Raw genomic sequence first — 16845 nt, forward strand, 5'->3', positions numbered from 1 at the left:
TTCAGAGCAGGTCGGGGCGGCGCCACTCCTCACCGAGGACGTGGTGGGCCAGGAAGGCCAGCACGGTGGCGTACCAGAGCTTGGCGTTGTTCGGCTTGAGGATCCAGTGGCCCTCGTCCGGGTAGTACAGGAACTTCGCCGGGACGCCGAAGCGCACCAGGTCGGTCCACAGGCCCAGGGCCTCGCCGATCGGCACCCGGTAGTCGCGGTCGCCGTGGATCACCAGCATCGGGGTGCTGATCTCCGCCGCCCGCAGGTGCGGTGACGACCTCTCGTACCGCTCGGTGGTCTTCAGCGGGTCGCCGAAACCGCGCCGCCAGTACTGCGGGGAGTCGGTGGTCCCGGCGAAGGCGTGGAGGTTCCAGAGGCTGGCGTGGGTGACGATCGCCTTGAAGCGGCCGGTGCTGGTGGCGATCCAGTTGGCCATGTAGCCGCCGAAGGATCCGCCCATCATCGCGGTGCGGTCGGCGTCCAGGTCGGGGCGGACCAGGGCGGCGTCGGTCAGTGCCATCACGTCGCGGTACGGGTTGCCGCCCCAGTCCTGCCAGCCCCGCCGGTGCATCTCCTGCCCGTAGCCGGTGGACATGGCGGGGTCCGGCAGCAGCACCGCGTACCCGGCCGCCGCGGCGACCCAGGGGTTCCAGCGCCAGGTCCAGGCGTTCCAGCTGCCCTGCGGGCCGCCGTGCACCCAGAGCAGCAGCGGCGCGGGCTCCTGGGCGCTCGCGGTGTGCGGCAGCACCAGCCAGGAGCGCAGCGCCGTGCCGTCCTCGGCGGTCGTGGTGACCTCGGTGAGGCTGCCGGGCAGCGCGCCGACCGGGGCCGGCGAGGGCAGTTCGACCGGCTGCTGGTCGGCGGTGGAGCTGTCGAACCTGACCGGGGTGGGCGGGGCGTCGACGGCGGCGCGCAGCGCGTACAGGGTGCCGCCGTCCGGCGAGACCGAGAGGTGGGTGTAGCTGCCGGTGGCGGTGAGCCGGGTGACGGTGCCGTCGGCGGTGTCCAGCCGGAAGGCCGGGGAGTGGCCCCGTTCGTCGGCGGCGAAGAAGACCGCGCCGCCGGCCGGGGAGGGCACGCCCTGTCCCGGCCACAGGTCCAGGTCCGGGAGCAGGTCGCGGCCCTGGTCCTGCTCGTCGGTGGCGTTCAGCGACCACAGGGTCAGGTCGAAGCTCTCCTCGAAGCTGGACATGGTGCCGCGCATGCAGACCAGCGTGCGGCTGTCGGCGGCGAAGGCCGGGGCGAGGTACTCGGCGTCGGGGGCGGATATCAGTCGCAGCCGCTTGCCGGTCGCCGCGTCCACGACCGCTACGGCGCTGCGGTGCAGGTCCGGGTCCTCGGTGAGCTGCACGGTGCAGGCGAGCAGGGCGCCGTCGGGGGACAGTGCCGGCTGCGCTTCGCTCCGGTCGACCGGCCCGCAGTCCACCGGCGCCGCCTCGGCGGACGCCTCGGGCAGGGTGAAGGCGTGCGGGAGGCCGGGGCCGAGGTCGTGGTCCCAGAAGCGGACCTCCCCCTCCTCGTGCAGGATCGCGCTGACCTTGGCGTCCTTCCTGGCCTTGCGCAGCTCGGCGTCCGCCTCGGCGGACTCGGCCCCGGGCAGCAGCGAGGCGGTGAGCGCCGTCCGGTCGGACTGACGCGCCGTCACCACGCTCTCGACCCCGCCCGGGCGGCCGAGCACCCTGAACGCCTCGCCGCCCCCGGCGGGCAGCGCCCACAACGCGGCCTCCTCCTCGGCCGGTTCGTCCTTGGCCGGGTCGGTGTCGGGACGGGCGGAGAGGAACAGCAGCGTCCCGTCCGGGCGGAACGCGGGCGCGGACTCGCCCTTGGCGGAGCGGGTGAGCCGGCGGGCCGGGCGCTCTCCAGCCGGGTCGACCTCCCACAGCGCGGTGATGTAGCGGGTGCCGTCGGCGGCGAGTTCGGCGACCGAGGCGATCAGCCGGTCGCCGGCGGGGGAGAGGGTCAGGGAGCTGATCCTGGGCAGCGCGGCGAACGCCCCCAGATCGTGGAACGCGGTCGGGGCTGCGGCGGCGTCGGCTGCGGAGTCGTCAGGCATGGGTTCATCCTGGAACAGGAGCTGTGCGCGCACCAGACCCCTCGTTGACCGCGGCCTGCACCAGCGCCTGGAACAGCCGCAGGTCGGTGCCCTGCTCGGGGTGCCACTGCACGCCCAGCACAAAGCCGCCGGCGGGCTCCGCCGGCTCGACCGCCTCCACCGTCCCGTCGGTGTGGTGCGCGCTCGCGACCAGTCCCGCGCCCAGCCGGTGCGCGCCCTGGTGGTGGTAGGTGGGCACATTCATCGCGGACTCGCCGAGCAGCCCCGCCAGCCGGGTCCCCGGCACCGGGACCACCGGGTGGACCGAGTAGGCGCCCGGTGTGGGGGAGTGGCCCTCGTGCCCGACCGTGTCGGGCAGGTGCTGCACCAGGTCGCCACCGCAGGCGATGTTCAGCAGTTGCATGCCCCGGCAGATGCCCAGCAGCGGCACCCGCTGCCGCAGGGCGGCGGCGATCAGCGCCAGCTCCCAGCCGTCCCGCTCGGTCGGCGCCGGGTCGGTGCGCGGATCGCGCGGCGCACCGTACCGGGCCGGGTCGACGTCGGGGCCGCCGCTGACGACCAGTCCGTCCAGCCGCGACACGACGTCGTCGGCGGTGCCGGGGTCGCCGGGCGGCAGCATCGCGGCGATGCCCCCGGCCAGCTGGACCTGGGCGGAGTACGGGACCGGCAGCAGTGCGGCCTGCGTCTCGGTCCACACGCCCCAGGCCGCCGGGACGAGGTAGGTCGTCACACCGATCAATGGACGGTTCAATTGGAGGCCTCCATGGATGCCCCCGGTTTGACTCGGGGGAGCAGTCGGATTGCTCGCGGTGCGGGGCAGCGGGCGGCGGTTCGCCGTCAAGGCGGACCGCCGGTGGGTCACTCTCCCAGGGGACTTCCCGGTGAGCGGCTGCTGGGTAGGGTGGTCGTTATCCGGGTGGCGACAACCAAGCCGTCTGGGTCTACCTCCGGGCTGGAGGGATGTCAGGTCTGTGGAGCTGGCGTAAGACTGCTGGACGTACCAACGTCCCTGGCCGTTGGTTCGGGGCAGCTGCTGTCGATGAAGCAGAAAGCTCGACCCGCGAGGGAAGAACCCCCTGCTTCAGCTGGGGGAGAGGTCAACAGGCTCCTTCAGGCAGGGGTACGGGGGATCAGGTCGGGGCTGGAACGGCGTCAGGCCAGGAAGCCGCGCAGCAGCGCCGCCGTCCCGGCCAGGTGCTCGCGCATCACCGCGCGGGCGCGGTCGGGCTCGCCGCCGAGGATGGCGGCGACCAGCTCGGTGTGCTGCCGCTCGCTGTGCTCCAGGTTGGGCGGCAGCAGCGGGATGCAGTCCAGCAGCTCGTTCACGGTCGAGCGGACCGCCGCGTACTGGGCGGCGACCGAGACCGAGCCGCTGAGCTCGGCGATGGCCAGGTGCAGCCGGGTGTCCTGGCTGCGGTAGTCGGCCAGGCCGGCCGCGGCCGTGGCGGCCAGGCAGTCCCGGAGCCGCCGCTCCTCCTCGCCGCCGGTGTCGCGCACGGCGCAGAGCTCGGCCGCGCCGACCTCCAGCACCTCGCGGAAGAGCAGGGTGTCCTCCAGCCGGTCGCCCAGCAGTTCGGCCCGGCGGCGCAGCTCCGCGCCGTCGCCCGAAGGGGCGTCCTGCTCCGCCTGCCGGACGAAGGCGCCGCCGTAGCGGCCGCGCCGGATCTCCAGCCGGCCGGCGTCCTGCAGCACCTTCAGGGCCTCGCGCAGCGTCACCCGGCTGACCTGGAGCCGCTCCGCCAGCTCGCGTTCCGGGGGCAGCCGCTCGCCTTCGCGCACCAGTCCGAGACGGATCAGCTGGAGTACCCGCTGAACCGTTTCCTCGAAGGTGTTCCCCGACCGCACCGGCCGCAGCGCCGCGGCCAGCGGATCGGCGCCGGCCGGAGCGGCGCCGGCCGGACGAGCCGGACGAGTACCCGCTGCGGTTCCGCTCATCGAGCCCCCTTCCCTTTCATTGGTACAAGGCTATACCTTTGGCTTGCTCGACCGCCGGTCCATTCGGAAAGCAATCGCAAGCAGTCGGAGGCCCGTCCGTGACAGACCGTCAACCCCCGCTCAGCGTCCAGGACCTACGCCGGCTGGTGGCCTCCGGGGAGATCCACACCGTCGCCCTGGCCTTCACCGACATGCAGGGCAGGCTGCAGGGCAAGCGCTTCGCCGCGGGCTTCTTCCTCGACGACGTCCTGGCCCACGGCACCGAGGGCTGCGCCTACCTGCTCGCCGTCGACGTCGAGCTCAACACGGTCGACGGCTACCCGATGGCCTCCTGGGACACCGGCTACGGCGACTTCGCCCTCGTTCCCGACCTGGCCACCCTGCGGCGCACCCCCTGGCAGCCCGGCACCGCCCTGGTCACAGCCGACCTGGCGTGGCACGACGGCACCCCCGTCCCCGCCTCGCCGCGGCAGATCCTGCGCCGCCAGCTGGACCGGCTCGCCGAGCACGGCCTGACCGCCTGGGCCGGCACCGAGCTGGAGTTCATCGTCTTCCGGGACAGCTTCGAGGACGCCTGGAAGGGCGGCTACCGCGAGCTGACCCCGGCCAACCAGTACAACGCCGACTACTCGCTGCTGGCCACCGCCCGGATCGAGCCGCTGCTGGCCCGGATCCGCAACGAGATGGGCGCCGCCGGGATGGTGGTGGAGTCGGCCAAGGGCGAGTGCAACCTGGGCCAGCACGAGATCGCCTTCCGCTACGACGACGCGCTCACCACCTGCGACCAGCACAGCGTCTACAAGACCGGGGCCAAGGAGATCGCCGCCCAGCAGGGCATGTCGCTGACCTTCATGGCCAAGTACAACGAGCGCGAGGGCAACAGCTGCCACATCCACCTCTCGCTGCGCAACGCCCAGAACAAGCCCGTCTGCGCCGGCGAGGACGGCGACATGTCGCCGCTGATGCGCCACTTCCTGGCCGGCCAGCTCGCCGCCATGCGCGAACTCACCCTGCTCTACGCCCCGAACATCAACTCCTACAAGCGCTTCCGCCCCGGCTCCTTCGCGCCCACCGCCGTCGCCTGGGGCCGGGACAACCGCACCTGCTCGCTGCGGGTGGTCGGCCACGGCCCCTCGCTGCGGTTCGAGAACCGGGCCCCCGGCGGGGACGTCAACCCGTACCTGGCCGTCGCCGGAATGATCGCCGCCGGGCTGCATGGAATCGAGCAGCAGTTGGAACTGCCGGAGCCCTGCGCCGGCAGCGCCTACTCCGCCGGCTACGAGCAGCTCCCGGGCACCCTGCGCGAGGCCGCCGGCCTGTGGGCCGGCAGCAAGATCGCCGAATCCGCCTTCGGCAGCGACGTGGTCCAGCACTACCTGCGGATGGCCGAGGTCGAGCAGGACGCCTACGACACCGCCGTCACGGACTGGGAGCGGTTCCGCTCCTTCGAACGAATGTGAGCCGCCCAGAGATGTCCGACGACCTGACCCCCGACGGTCTGACCCCCGACGGCCTGCCCGAGGACCTGACCGTCCTCAATCCCGCCACCGAGGACGTCGTCGCCACCGTCCCGGCCACCACGGCCGAGCAGGTGGACGCCGCCGTCGCCCGCGCCGCCGCGGCCCAGCGCCGCTGGGCCGCGCTGGCCCCCGGCGACCGGGCCCGGCTGCTGCGCCGTTTCGCCGACGCGGTGGACGGCGCGGTGGAGGAGCTGGCGCGGCTGGAGCTGCGCGAGGCCGGCCACACCCTGGGCAACGCCCGCTGGGAAGCCGGCAACGTCCGCGACCTGCTCGAATACGCGGCCGGCGGGGTCGAACGGCTGACCGGCCGACAGATCCCGGTCGCCGGCGGCCTGGACATCACCTTCCACGAACCGCTCGGCGTGGTCGCCGTCATCGCACCGTGGAACTTCCCCATGCCGATCGCCGGATGGGGCTTCGCCCCGGCCCTGGCGGCCGGCAACGCGGTGCTGCTCAAGCCGGCCGAGACCACCCCGCTCACCGCGCTCAGGCTGGCCGAGCTGGCTCTGGCCGCCGGACTGCCGGAGGGACTGTTCCAGGTGCTGCCCGGCCACGGGCGGATCACCGGGCGGGCGCTGGTGGACCACCCGGGGGTGCGCAAGGTGGTCTTCACCGGATCCACCGCGGTCGGCAAGGAGATCATGGCCCGCTGTGCGAGCCGGCTGAAGCGGGTCACCCTGGAACTCGGCGGGAAGAGCCCCAACATCGTCTTCGCCGACGCGGACCTGGAGAAGGCCGCCGCCAGTGCGCCGATGTCCTTCCTGGACAACTCCGGCCAGGACTGCTGCGCCCGGACCCGGATCCTGGTGCAGCGCGAGGTCTACGACGACTTCCTGGCCCGGGTCGCCCCGGCGATCGCCGCCGTCCGGGTCGGCGACCCGGCCGATCCGGACACCGAGATGGGGCCGCTGATCTCGGCGCTGCAACGCGACCGGGTCAACAGCTTCCTGGCGGATGATCAGAAAGTGCTGGCCCAGGGCGACGCGCCCTCAGGTCGCGGCTTCTGGTGCCCGCCGACCCTGCTCGCCCCGGCCGAGGACAGCCGCGCCGCGACCGAGGAGATCTTCGGCCCGGTCGCCGTGGTGCTCCCGTTCACCGACGAGGCCGACGCGCTGCGGCTGGCCAACGCCACCCGCTACGGCCTGTCCGGCTCCCTCTGGACCCGCGACCTGGGCCGCGCGGTCCGGCTGGCCCGGGGCGTCAACGCCGGGAACCTGTCGGTCAACTCGCACAGCTCGGTCCGCTACTGGACCCCCTTCGGGGGTTTCGGCGAGTCCGGCCTGGGTCGCGAGCTGGGCCCCGACGCCCTCGCCCACTTCACCGAGACCAAGAACGTCTTCTTCGCCACCGAGGAGTAGAGAGCATATGAGCAACGAAGAGACCGGCGCCGTCTGCCGCCGACTGGTCGGCCGCACCGCCGTCATCACCGGCGCGGGCAGCGGCATCGGCCTGGCCACCGCCCGCCGGCTGGCGGACGAGGGCGCGCACGTGGTCTGCGGCGACATCGACGAGACCGCAGGCAAGGCGGCGGCCGAGGAGGTCGGGGGGCTGTTCGTCCGGGTCGACGTCACTGACGCGGAGCAGGTGGACGCCCTGTTCAAGGTGGCCCACGACACCTACGGCAGCGTCGACATCGCCTTCAACAACGCCGGCATCTCCCCGCCCGACGACGACTCCATCCTGACCACCGGCATCGACGCCTGGCGTCGGGTCCAGGAGGTCAACCTCACCTCGGTGTACCTGTGCTGCAAGGCCGCGCTCCCTTATATGCAGCGTCAGGGCAGGGGCTCCATCATCAACACCGCCAGCTTCGTCGCCGTGATGGGCGCCGCCACCTCGCAGATCTCCTACACCGCCTCCAAAGGCGGCGTGCTGGCCATGTCCCGCGAGCTGGGCGTGCAGTTCGCCCGCGAGGGGATCCGGGTGAACGCCCTGTGCCCCGGCCCGGTTGACACCCCGCTGCTGCGCGAACTGTTCGCCAAGGACCCGGAGCGCGCCGCCCGCCGTCTGGTCCACATCCCGCAGGGCCGCTTCGCCCGTCCCGAGGAGATCGCGGCCGCGGTGGCCTTTCTCGCCAGCGACGACTCCTCCTTCATGACGGCCAGCGAGTTCCTGGTCGACGGCGGCATCGGCGGCGCCTACGTCACCCCGCTGTAGGCCCACCGGAATGATCAAGTACCCAGCCCGCCGGATGAGTAAGCCCGCTCTCTGCCCATGCGATTCTCAGCTGATACTCAGAGGCGATTGATCGCACGCTTATCCAATGAGCCGTAGATTGCGCGTGTGAGTACGACAACCCCGGCCGGCTGGTACCCGGACCCCAAGCCCGCCGATCCCACCAACCCCGGACAGCGGTGGTGGAACGGCACCGAATGGACCGTCAGCACCAAGACGGACGAACTGCTGTCCGTCGGGACCGACGCCCCGAAGCAGCGCTCCCGCCCGCGTCGGGCCACCGTGGTGGCCGGAACCGTGGCGGCGCTGCTGGGTCTCGGCGTGGGCAGCCTGACCACGTACCTGATCATGGACGGTCGCAACGACGGGACGGCCAAGGCCGCCGTGTCCACACCGGGCAACGGTACCGCCCCCGGGGGTGGTAGCGGCGGACTGTTCGGCGAGGGCGGCTCCGGAGGTTCGGGAGGTTCGGGCGGCTCCTCCGGCGGCTCGGGTTCGACCGGCGGCGGCAGCGGCTCAAGCGGCGGCTCCACCGGCGGCACCGGTGCCGGCAGCACCACCGCCTACGACGTCGTCGACGGCATCTCGCTCCCGATCCCCAGCGGGTGGAAGGGCGACACCACCACCGACGGCTACGCCTCCATGTACGTCGGCTCCTACGCCTGCGCGGGCACCACCTCCGGCTCCAGCTCCACCTGCTCCCTCGGCGGCGCCAACACCGAGGCCGTCAAGGCCTCGGTCAGCGCGGGCGCCAAGGCCGCCGCGGAGGCCGACATCGCGACCGCCGCCAAGGAGGCCTACAACGACCTCAACGGCCACACCGTGCTGGAGTCCCAGGCGGTCAGCGTGGCCGGGCGCTCCGGCTACCTGATCCGCTGGAAGGTCGACGCCAAGGTCGGCAACAGCGGCACGGTCGAGACCGTGGTCTTCCCGACCAGCGACAACAAGAGCCTGGTCGCGCTGCACATGGGCTTCGACACCGCCGCCAAGGCCCCGGACGTCTCGGTGATGGACACCATCGTCAGCGGCATCAAGGACGCCACCGTCAGCGGTTCTTCCGGCGGGACCTCCGCCGGCACCGGCAGCAACTCCTGACCTCTCGCCGCACAGTTGTGCCCCCGCCGACCGGTCGGCGGGGGCACAGCCATGAGCGGAGCTTCGGAGCTCGGAGTTCGGAGTTCAGAGGAAGGTCTGTCCCTCGCCGCGGTAGGTGGGCACCGTCTCCACCACCCGGTCGCCCTCGACCAGTCGCACCTCGGCGAAGCGCTCGAACAGCTCACCGGCCTTGGCGTGCCGGAACCACACCTTGTCGCCGATCAGCAGATCGTCGGCGGCCGACCCCAGCAGCGGGGTCTGCACCTCTCCGGCGCCCTCCTGTTTGTCGTAGCGCAGGCCCTGCGGCAGGTAGGGGACGGGGGAGCGGTCGGCGCCCGCCGCGCCCGAGGCCGGGTAGCCGCCGCCGAGCACGGTCACCACGCCCACCCCGGGCCGGCGCACCACCGGCTGGGCGAACAGTGCGGCCGGACGCCCGTGGAACGAGCGGTAGTTGTCGAACAGTCGGGGGACGTAGAGGCCGGACCCGGCCGCCACCTCGGTCACCGCGTTCTCCGCGACGGTGCTCTCCACACTGCCGGTCCCGCCGCCGTTGACGAACTCCAGGTCGGCCACCGCGCGTACCGCGCGCACCACGGCGGCCCGGCGCTCGGCGAGTTCGGCCCGGGCGGTGCGCTGCATGGCCTGCACCATGCGCGAACGGAACGGACGCCCGGCGATGCTGTCGCCCACACCCGCGATATGGCCCTCGTAGGCCATCAGCCCGACCACCCGGAAGCCGCGCCGCAGCTGCACCAGCCGGGCGAACTCGGCCAGTGCCTCCGGGGTGCGCAGCGGCGAGCGCCGGGCGCCGATCCGGATCCGGCCGCCGAGCAGGTGAAGCGCGGTGTCCAGCTCCAGGCAGACGCGGATCTCCTCGGTGCCGGAGCCGCGCGCCGCGTCGATCAGGTCCAGCTGCGCCGGGTCGTCCAGCAGCACCGAGATCGCCCTGGCCAGCTTGGGGTCGGCGGCGAGCTCGGCGTAGCCGGCCCGGTCCGCGGAGGGGTAGGCGAGCAGGATGTCGTCGAAGCCCGCCCGGGCCAGCCAGACCGACTCGGCCAGGGTGAAGCTCATGATCCCCTGGAAACCGTCCATCCGGAGCACCCGCTCCAGCAGGGACCGGACCCGCACCGACTTGCTGGCCACCCGGACCGGCTTGCCCGCGGCGCGCCGGACCAGGTCCTCGGCGTTGGCGTCGAAGGCTTCGAGGTCCACTATCGCCAGCGGGGCGTCCAGGTGGGCCGTGGCACGGTCGTAGCGCGTGCGGTCAGCGGAAGGTGTCACCATGCCGGAAGCGTGCCACACCGCCGCTACCTGCGGGTAGGGGGAGCCCGGTGCGGATCAGCTTCCCCTGACGGTCTCGGCTGCGGCCTTGGCCACCGACTCCACCAGCGAGATCCCGCCCGCCTCGGAGGTGTTGCCGTCCGAGACCACGGATATCAGCAGCAGATGGCCGTCGCGGGAGACCTGGCCGACGCTGTTGATCACCCACAGACCGGTGGCGGAGCGCGGCAGCCAGCCGTTCTTCAGAGCGAAGCCGGAGTCGGTCGCCGCCGCGCTCACGCCCCAGCGCTGGTCGCTCTCGACCTGGCCCATCAGCTCCTGCTCATAGCTGCGCGAGGCGGCGCTCAACTTCGACGAGCTGGTGAACACCTGGCGCAGCAGCCGCAGTTGGTCGGCGGCGCTGGTGGTGGTGAGACCCCAGTACACCCCCGGGCCGCCCTCCGTCCCGGTCAGGCCGAACCGCTTGTTGGCCGCGTCCAGGCCGCCGCTCTCGCCGATCTCCTGGTAGAGGCTGTCGGCGGCCGTGTTGTCGCTGTTCTCGATCATCCGGGTGGCCAGCGCGCGCTGCGAGGAGGTCAGGGTCGTGCCGTTGTCCTGGGCCTGGAGCAGCAGGGTGGCCAGGATGTCCATCTTGGCGATGCTGGCGGTGACGAAGGCGTGGTCGGTGTCCCCGTAGTCGAGTGACGCCCCGGTGGTCAGGTCGGTGGCGGCGACCGCCACCGAGCCCTCGGCCGCCGCGGCGGCCTTCTTGAGCTGCTCCATCGCCGTCTCCGAGCTGGTCGCCGAGGGCTTCGCGGACGGCGTGGCCGAGGCGTTCGCGGATGCGGACGCTGTTGCCGGGGTTGATGCCGAGGCCGAGGCCGACGCCCGGTCGGAGTCCGACCCTACCGTCGCCGACGGGGAGGCCGGGGAGGAATCCGAGGACGCCGCCGACACCAGGGCGCTGTTCTGCGCCGTCGCCCTGTGCCCGTGCACCGCCGCGGTGGTGACGGCCACCGCGATCACCGCCAGGACGGCGGCGCCGATCCCGGCCCGGCTCCGGATCCGGGCCGGCCAGAGGTGTCCGCTCGGCCCCGACCCCTGCTGATGCTCCGGCGTACCGGCTGGACTTCTCGTAGACATGGTTCCGGACGGTAGGCACCGCGCCTACGCGTGGCCTGGGAGAAAGTGGGGAATCGGCTGGCAGCGCGGGCCGCCGGGGTCGGGCGGAGGCGGGGGCGGAGGTGCCGGAGCGGTCGACTAGGCTCGCCGGGTGCAGCGTAAGAACATCCCAGACCCCGGCTTCGCGGGCGACGACGGCTCGGCCGATCCCCGTCTCGCGGCGGCCCTCGCCCGTCATGCGGCGGAACCCTCGCCGGAGACCGAGCAGGAGCTGCTGGCCGCGCTGGTGGGGGCCAGGCTGATGGTGCCGATCGTGGCGATCCTCGGTGAGGCCGAGACCGGTGCGGACGGCCTGAAGCACGAGAAGTCCAGCGACATGGCGGTCCCCACGGTCCAGGCCCCGGACGGACGCAGGGGGCTGCCCGCCTTCACCTCCCTGGAGGCGCTCACCCGCTGGCGCGCCGACGCCCGTCCGGCCCCGGTCCCGTCCTCGCAGGCGGTCCAGGCGGCCTGGTCGGAGCAGGCCGACGCGCTGCTGATCGACCTGGGCGGCCCCGCCTTCTACGAGCTCTCCGGCGCCGCGATGCGTGCGGTCGCCGAGGGACGGGCCAGGATCGCCCCGCTGCGCGACCCCGCGGTCGCCGAGGCGGTGCGGGGGCTGCTGGCGCAGCAGCCGGCGGTGCTGCGGGCCCATCTGCTGCCCAGCGAGCGGGCCGACGCGACCCTGGCTCTCATCACCGCCCCGGCGGCGGACCCCGCCGCGCTCACCGCGGCGGTCCAGGGGCTGGCGACCGCCCTGGCCGCGGACGACCTGCTCCGCATCCGCCTGGACCACGGCCTCGACCTGGCGGTCGTCCCCCCGTCCCCGTCGGAGCCGGCCACACCCCTCTATACGCGCTGAGGTCGGTCAGCCGTATACCGGCCCGGTGCTGTGCCGGTCCGGGGGACAACCCCCGGACCCCGGCGGGACCCCGCCCGGTCAGCCGTAGACCGGCCCGGTGAACTTCTCGCCCGGGCCGGTCCCCGGCTCGTCCGGCACCAGCGAGGCCTCGCGGAAGGCGAGCTGGAGCGACTTCAGCCCGTCCCGCAGCGGTGCGGCGTGGAAGTTGCTGATCTCCGGCGCGCCGGCGGTGACCAGTCCGGCCAGGGCGGTGATCAACTTGCGGGCCTCGTCCAGGTCCTTGTGCTTCTCGCCGTCCTCGGCCAGCCCCAGGTTGACCGCCGCCGCGCTCATCAGGTGCACCGCGACCGTGGTGATGACCTCCACCGCCGGGACGTCCGCGATGTCACGGGTCAGGTCGTCGAAGTCGGGGTTCTCAGGAGTCCCGGAGTTCTCGGGGCTCTCGGACTGGCTGCTCATGGGTACTCGTCTCACCGGTCGAACGCGGATGTCTGCACCGAAGTCTGCCTGATCACCGGGCAGCGCCCGCAAAAGCCCCCCGCGCCGGGGAATTCTGCGCTACGGCCGAACGCTGCTATGGTTGGACACTGACCGGCCAGGTACTGCCATGCCCCCCAGGGGCGGACCGCATCGTACCCGGCCCACAAGTGGAGGCTCCCTCCCACCCGCATCGACCCCCGGGTCGTCGGGTTCCGGTCCGGTGGTGCCCGTCCTGCCAAGGACGCGGCGTCGCTCAGCGCGTATCGCGGACATGTGCTCCGCGGTGGCGCGCCCGGTTTCCGTGGAGCCCCGCCTGTGAGTCATGCGGGGCTTTTTTCGTGCCCGCGGTGCTGCGCCCGGCGCAATTCCCACCGCGGTACGAATGAAGTCCTGTGTGGCGGTGAATAGTCCGATGTTCGCGCGACTGCCGTCGGCAGCCGCGAGGTGCAACCGAGGAGGATCCATCAGCACCGAGCCCCGCATCAACGACCGGATTCGCGTCCCCGAGGTGCGACTCGTCGGTCCCAGCGGCGAGCAGGTCGGCATCGTGCCGCTTGCCAAGGCCCTGGAACTTGCGCAGGAGTACGACCTGGACCTGGTCGAGGTCGCGGCGACCGCCCGGCCGCCGGTGTGCAAGCTCATGGACTACGGCAAGTTCAAGTACGAGTCCGCCCTGAAGGCCCGTGAGGCGCGCAAGAACCAGGCGCACACGGTCATCAAGGAGATGAAGCTCCGCCCGAAGATCGACCCGCACGACTACGACACCAAGAAGGGTCACGTCGTCCGGTTCCTCAAGCAGGGTGACAAGGTCAAGATCACGATCATGTTCCGTGGTCGCGAGCAGTCCCGTCCCGAGCTGGGCTTCCGACTGCTGCAGCGGCTCGCGTCCGATGTCGAGGAGTTGGGCTTCATCGAGTCCAACCCGAAGCAGGACGGCCGAAACATGATCATGGTTCTCGGCCCGCACAAGAAGAAGACCGAGGCCATGGCCGAGGCCCGCGAGGCGGCAGCCGCGCGCAAGGCCGACCGCCAGGGCCGTCCCGCCGAGGACGACGAGGCCCCCGCCGCAGCGGAGCCGGCCGAGTCCGCGGCGGCCGCAGCCCCCGAGGCCGCCGAAGAGACTGTCGACGCCCCCGTCGGCGACGAGGTCTCGGACGCTCCGGAGGCGGCAGCCAGCTAGGCTGCCGCATCCGCACCGGCCCACCGGCACCCGCCGGAGGGCACCAGAAGAACCACAGCGCTCCCGCCCGCGCCCCGGCGCACGGGCGGGAGCGGACCGACGAGGAGAGTACGGCGACATGCCGAAGAACAAGACGCACTCCGGTGCCAGCAAGCGCTTCAAGGTCACTGGCTCCGGCAAGGTGCTGCGCCAGCGCGCCGGCCGCCGTCACTACCTCGAGCACAAGGCGTCCACGCTGACCCGTCGCCTTGCCGGCACGGTCGAGGTGTCCCCCGCCGACGCCAAGAAGATCAAGAAGCTTCTCGGCAAGTGATCCTGCGCCCCGCGCAGCCGATCCCCTCGACCCATTCGTAACCGGACCGCGTGAGACAGACCGCGGTCCTCACCAAGGAGTAACAACGTGGCACGCGTCAAGCGGGCAGTAAACGCCCACAAGAAGCGCCGGGTCATCCTCGAGCGCGCCAGCGGTTACCGCGGCCAGCGCTCGCGGCTGTACCGCAAGGCCAAGGAGCAGGTCACCCACTCCTTCGTCTACAACTACAACGACCGGAAGAAGCGCAAGGGCGACTTCCGCCAGCTGTGGATCCAGCGCATCAACGCTGCGGCGCGTGCGAACGGCATGACGTACAACCGCCTGATCCAGGGTCTGAAGCTGGCCAGCGTCGAGATCGACCGCAAGATGCTCGCCGAGCTCGCCGTGCACGACGCCACCGCGTTCGCCGCGCTGGTCGAGGTCGCGCAGAAGGCCCTCCCGGCCGACGTCAACGCGCCCCGCGTCGCCGCCTGAGCGACTGCGCCCCGCGTCGCCGTAAGCGCGTAAGCGCGTAAGCGTGATTCCGAGGAACGGACCCGTAGGGGGAGCACCCCTTGCGGGTCCGTTCCCGTTCGTCGAAGTGAGAGCAAGCGATGCCCCAGCAGCACCTTCCCGCGCCCGAGCTGACCTCGCTGCGCTCGCCCCGGGTCACCGCCGCCCGCCGGCTGTCCCGCCGGGCCCAGCGCGGCAAGGAGCGCCGCTTCGTCGCCGAGGGCCCGCAGGCCGTCCGTGAGGCCGTGGCGTACGGGAGGCTGCCGGGCGGCGAGCACGCCGTGGTGGAGATCTACACCACCCCGGAGGCCGCCGAGCGCCACGCCGAGCTGCTGGCGGACGCCCGTGCCGCCGGGGTGCCGGTGCTGACCGCCGGCGACGAGGTGATCGAGTCGGTCTGCCAGACCGTCACCCCGCAGGGGATCGTCGCGGTCTGCCGCTTCGTGGACACCCCCTTCGAGCAGGTGCTGGCGGCCCGGCCCAGGCTGGTCGCGGTGCTGGCCCATGTCCGCGACCCCGGCAACGCCGGGACGGTGCTGCGCACCGCGGACGCCGCCGGGGCCGACGCTGTGGTGCTCACCGACGCCTCGGTGGACCTCTACAACCCCAAGGCCGTCCGCGCCTCGGTCGGCAGCCTGTACCACCTGCCGGTGGCCGTGGGAGTGCCGGTGGAGCGGGCCGTGTCCGCGCTGCGGGAGGCCGGGGTGCGGGTGCTGGCGGCCGACGGGGCCGGCAAGCGCGACCTGGACCAGGAGCTTGACGACGGCACCCTGGGCGGGCCCACCGCCTGGGTCTTCGGCAACGAGGCCTGGGGCCTGCCGGAGTCCACCCGGGCGCTGGCCGACGAGGTGGTCCGGGTGCCGATCCACGGCAGTGCCGAGAGCCTGAACCTGGCGACGGCCGCCGCCGTCTGCCTCTACGCCTCCGCCCGGGCACAGCGCGGCCCCACCGGGTGCCGCTCCTAGGCACAGGTTCGCTAGGGTGACCAACGGCGGCATCCGGAGGGGAGGGCGGCCATGACCGACACGCGGCAGCTCCGTGCGTCAACCCGCGCTGTCCTGCCGGGCCCCGGTCAGCTCGATCCGGAGGACCTGCCGGACGGACTGGTCGTCGCGGACGCCGACGGGACGGTCGTGTGCTTCAACTCCGCGGCCGCCCGGATCAGCGGGATCAGCGCGGAGCAGGCCCTGGGCCGCCCGCTGGCCGAGGCCCTGCCGCTGGAGGACCTGGAGGGCCGCCGCTGGTGGCCGCTGCTGGACCCGTACGGGGGCCTGCGGATACGCACCGGCCAGCCGGAGCGCAATCTTTTACTGCCCGGCGGCCGCGAGGTCCTGGTCTCCGCCCGCTACCTGCGCGAGGGCACCGGCCCGGTGCGCCGGGTGGTGGTCGCGCTGCGCGGCACCGAGGCCCGGCGCCGTACCGAGCGCAGCCACGCCGAGCTGATCGCCACCGTCGCCCATGAGCTGCGATCCCCGCTGACCAGCGTCAAGGGCTTCACCGCGACCCTGCTGCAGAAGTGGGAGCGGTTCACCGACGACCAGAAGAAACTCATGCTGGAGACCGTCGACGCGGACGCCAACCGGGTGACCCGGCTGATCGCCGAACTGCTGGACATCTCCAGGATCGACGCGGGCCGGCTGGAGGTCCGCAGGCAGAAGGTCGACCTGCCGCTGGCGCTGCGCCGCCATGTGGACGGCAAGATCGCCGCCGGGGTGGCCCCCGAGCGCTTCGTCATCCGGGTCCACGAGCCGCTGCCACCGTTGTGGGCCGACGCCGACAAGGTCGACCAGGTGCTGGGCAACCTGCTGGAAAACGCGGTGCGCCACGGTGAGGGAACTGTCACCATCGAGGTCCAGCCGGACAAGGCGGTCCTCGCCTCCGGCCAACTGCGCGAGGGGACGGCGGTGACCGTGAGCGACCAGGGCCCCGGCATCCCCGAGGAGTCCATCCCGCGCGTCTTCACCCGCTTCTGGCGCGGCAGCAAGCGCGGCGGCACCGGCCTGGGCCTGTACATCGTCAAGGGCATCGTCGAGGCCCACGGCGGCAGCATCGCGGTGGACCGGGTGCCCGAGGGCGGCGCCAGGTTCCGATTCATCCTGCCCGCGGGCATCCCCGACTTCATGGCCTGACCGGTCCGTACCGGTACGTCCCCAGGGACCGCGCAGGCCGCACCGGGGGGCACGCGGGCGCTGCCGACCCGAGAACCTCAGTAGACTCGGCCTTTGGCGTCGTGCGCTACTCCAACTCATCGGGGAGCGACCCCCCGAATCCCCACGCGAACCCCGGGTGGCGGGTGCCGGGCGGGTGGCCTGTACGCGGTCTGTCCGG

At 72.5% G+C, this 16845-nt stretch carries 17 protein-coding genes; 11 read left to right on the forward strand and 6 right to left on the reverse strand.

All coding sequences use genetic code 11. The features are described from left to right. Position 1: 1 nt before the first annotated feature. The 3 genes from TR46_RS11350 to TR46_RS11360 form a co-directional block, all read right to left on the reverse strand. Positions 2-2044: an alpha/beta hydrolase family protein gene (locus TR46_RS11350; RefSeq protein WP_042397868.1), complete on the reverse strand. Its 2043-nt coding sequence runs from the start codon at positions 2042-2044 to the stop codon at positions 2-4. Between the two features lie 4 nt (positions 2045-2048). Further along, positions 2049-2795 carry a gamma-glutamyl-gamma-aminobutyrate hydrolase family protein gene (locus TR46_RS11355; RefSeq protein ID WP_042397871.1) on the reverse strand — a complete coding sequence of 249 codons (747 nt, stop codon included), beginning with the start codon at positions 2793-2795 and terminating at the stop codon, positions 2049-2051. Positions 2796-3196: 401 nt separating this feature from the next. Further along, on the reverse strand, positions 3197-3979 hold the full coding sequence (locus tag TR46_RS11360; RefSeq protein WP_042397874.1) for a FadR/GntR family transcriptional regulator: 783 nt from the start codon (positions 3977-3979) through the stop codon (positions 3197-3199). A 98-nt stretch (positions 3980-4077) separates the two neighbouring features. On the opposite strand from TR46_RS11360, the gene TR46_RS11365 reads away from it, so the two are divergent. The 4 genes from TR46_RS11365 to TR46_RS42225 all read left to right on the forward strand — a co-directional run bounded on the left by TR46_RS11365 (position 4078) and on the right by TR46_RS42225 (position 8769). Then, positions 4078-5439, forward strand: a complete 1362-nt coding sequence (locus TR46_RS11365) for a glutamine synthetase family protein (protein ID WP_042397878.1) — start codon at positions 4078-4080, stop codon at positions 5437-5439. Positions 5440-5450: 11 nt separating this feature from the next. Next, positions 5451-6857, forward strand: a complete 1407-nt coding sequence (locus TR46_RS11370) for an aldehyde dehydrogenase family protein (RefSeq protein WP_042397881.1) — start codon at positions 5451-5453, stop codon at positions 6855-6857. Positions 6858-6864: 7 nt separating this feature from the next. Continuing rightward, positions 6865-7656, forward strand: a complete 792-nt coding sequence (locus TR46_RS11375; RefSeq protein WP_042397883.1) for a 3-oxoacyl-ACP reductase — start codon at positions 6865-6867, stop codon at positions 7654-7656. Between the two features lie 126 nt (positions 7657-7782). Continuing rightward, positions 7783-8769, forward strand: a complete 987-nt coding sequence (locus TR46_RS42225) for a DUF2510 domain-containing protein (RefSeq protein WP_042397887.1) — start codon at positions 7783-7785, stop codon at positions 8767-8769. Positions 8770-8853: 84 nt separating this feature from the next. On the opposite strand, the gene TR46_RS11385 is transcribed toward TR46_RS42225, so the two are convergent. Further along, positions 8854-10053, reverse strand: coding sequence for an amino acid deaminase/aldolase (locus tag TR46_RS11385; protein WP_042398109.1), 1200 nt, complete (start codon positions 10051-10053; stop codon positions 8854-8856). 54 nt (positions 10054-10107) lie between these two features. Further along, the gene (locus TR46_RS11390; RefSeq protein WP_042397891.1) at positions 10108-10812 is read right to left on the reverse strand and encodes a serine hydrolase; all 705 of its coding nucleotides are present in this window, start codon (positions 10810-10812) and stop codon (positions 10108-10110) included. Here TR46_RS11390 and TR46_RS40930 point away from each other — a divergent pair. Then, positions 10799-11137, forward strand: a complete 339-nt coding sequence (locus tag TR46_RS40930; protein WP_152626417.1) for a hypothetical protein — start codon at positions 10799-10801, stop codon at positions 11135-11137. The genes TR46_RS11390 and TR46_RS40930 overlap by 14 nt on opposite strands. Before the next feature lie 165 nt (positions 11138-11302). After that, on the forward strand, positions 11303-12052 hold the full coding sequence (locus TR46_RS11400) for an SseB family protein (RefSeq protein ID WP_042397898.1): 750 nt from the start codon (positions 11303-11305) through the stop codon (positions 12050-12052). Positions 12053-12130: 78 nt separating this feature from the next. Here TR46_RS11400 and TR46_RS11405 read toward each other — a convergent pair whose 3' ends face one another. Continuing rightward, positions 12131-12511, reverse strand: coding sequence for a DUF1844 domain-containing protein (locus TR46_RS11405; protein WP_042397899.1), 381 nt, complete (start codon positions 12509-12511; stop codon positions 12131-12133). Between the two features lie 433 nt (positions 12512-12944). On the opposite strand from TR46_RS11405, the gene infC reads away from it, so the two are divergent. The 5 genes from infC to TR46_RS11430 all read left to right on the forward strand — a co-directional run bounded on the left by infC (position 12945) and on the right by TR46_RS11430 (position 16646). Further along, a complete protein-coding gene (infC, locus tag TR46_RS11410) occupies positions 12945-13712 on the forward strand; it encodes a translation initiation factor IF-3 (RefSeq protein ID WP_042397903.1) in 768 nt (255 codons plus the stop codon). Positions 13713-13830: 118 nt separating this feature from the next. Further along, a complete protein-coding gene (gene rpmI, locus TR46_RS11415; RefSeq protein WP_042397906.1) occupies positions 13831-14025 on the forward strand; it encodes a 50S ribosomal protein L35 in 195 nt (64 codons plus the stop codon). Between the two features lie 87 nt (positions 14026-14112). After that, a complete protein-coding gene (gene rplT, locus TR46_RS11420) occupies positions 14113-14499 on the forward strand; it encodes a 50S ribosomal protein L20 (protein WP_030265265.1) in 387 nt (128 codons plus the stop codon). A 119-nt stretch (positions 14500-14618) separates the two neighbouring features. Next, the gene (locus tag TR46_RS11425) at positions 14619-15482 is read left to right on the forward strand and encodes a TrmH family RNA methyltransferase (protein ID WP_042397911.1); all 864 of its coding nucleotides are present in this window, start codon (positions 14619-14621) and stop codon (positions 15480-15482) included. Positions 15483-15533: 51 nt separating this feature from the next. Next, on the forward strand, positions 15534-16646 hold the full coding sequence (locus TR46_RS11430; RefSeq protein ID WP_042397914.1) for a sensor histidine kinase: 1113 nt from the start codon (positions 15534-15536) through the stop codon (positions 16644-16646). The last annotated feature ends 199 nt before the right edge of the window (positions 16647-16845 follow it).

The sequence above is a fragment of the Streptacidiphilus carbonis genome (assembly GCF_000787775.1).
GTDB lineage: Bacteria > Actinomycetota > Actinomycetes > Streptomycetales > Streptomycetaceae > Streptacidiphilus > Streptacidiphilus carbonis.

What these genes read in the sequence shown, in the direction of transcription:
- TR46_RS11385 (WP_042398109.1), bottom strand. Translation starts at nt 10,053, where the DNA reads ATGGTGACACCTTCCGCTGACCGCACGCGCTACGACCGTGCCACGGCC.
- TR46_RS11370 (WP_042397881.1), top strand. Translation starts at nt 5,451, where the DNA reads ATGTCCGACGACCTGACCCCCGACGGTCTGACCCCCGACGGCCTGCCC.
- TR46_RS11360 (WP_042397874.1), bottom strand. Translation starts at nt 3,979, where the DNA reads ATGAGCGGAACCGCAGCGGGTACTCGTCCGGCTCGTCCGGCCGGCGCC.
- infC (WP_042397903.1), top strand. Translation starts at nt 12,945, where the DNA reads ATGTTCGCGCGACTGCCGTCGGCAGCCGCGAGGTGCAACCGAGGAGGA.
- TR46_RS11425 (WP_042397911.1), top strand. Translation starts at nt 14,619, where the DNA reads ATGCCCCAGCAGCACCTTCCCGCGCCCGAGCTGACCTCGCTGCGCTCG.
- TR46_RS11405 (WP_042397899.1), bottom strand. Translation starts at nt 12,511, where the DNA reads ATGAGCAGCCAGTCCGAGAGCCCCGAGAACTCCGGGACTCCTGAGAAC.
- TR46_RS11350 (WP_042397868.1), bottom strand. Translation starts at nt 2,044, where the DNA reads ATGCCTGACGACTCCGCAGCCGACGCCGCCGCAGCCCCGACCGCGTTC.
- TR46_RS11430 (WP_042397914.1), top strand. Translation starts at nt 15,534, where the DNA reads ATGACCGACACGCGGCAGCTCCGTGCGTCAACCCGCGCTGTCCTGCCG.
- TR46_RS11375 (WP_042397883.1), top strand. Translation starts at nt 6,865, where the DNA reads ATGAGCAACGAAGAGACCGGCGCCGTCTGCCGCCGACTGGTCGGCCGC.
- TR46_RS11390 (WP_042397891.1), bottom strand. Translation starts at nt 10,812, where the DNA reads ATGGAGCAGCTCAAGAAGGCCGCCGCGGCGGCCGAGGGCTCGGTGGCG.
- rpmI (WP_042397906.1), top strand. Translation starts at nt 13,831, where the DNA reads ATGCCGAAGAACAAGACGCACTCCGGTGCCAGCAAGCGCTTCAAGGTC.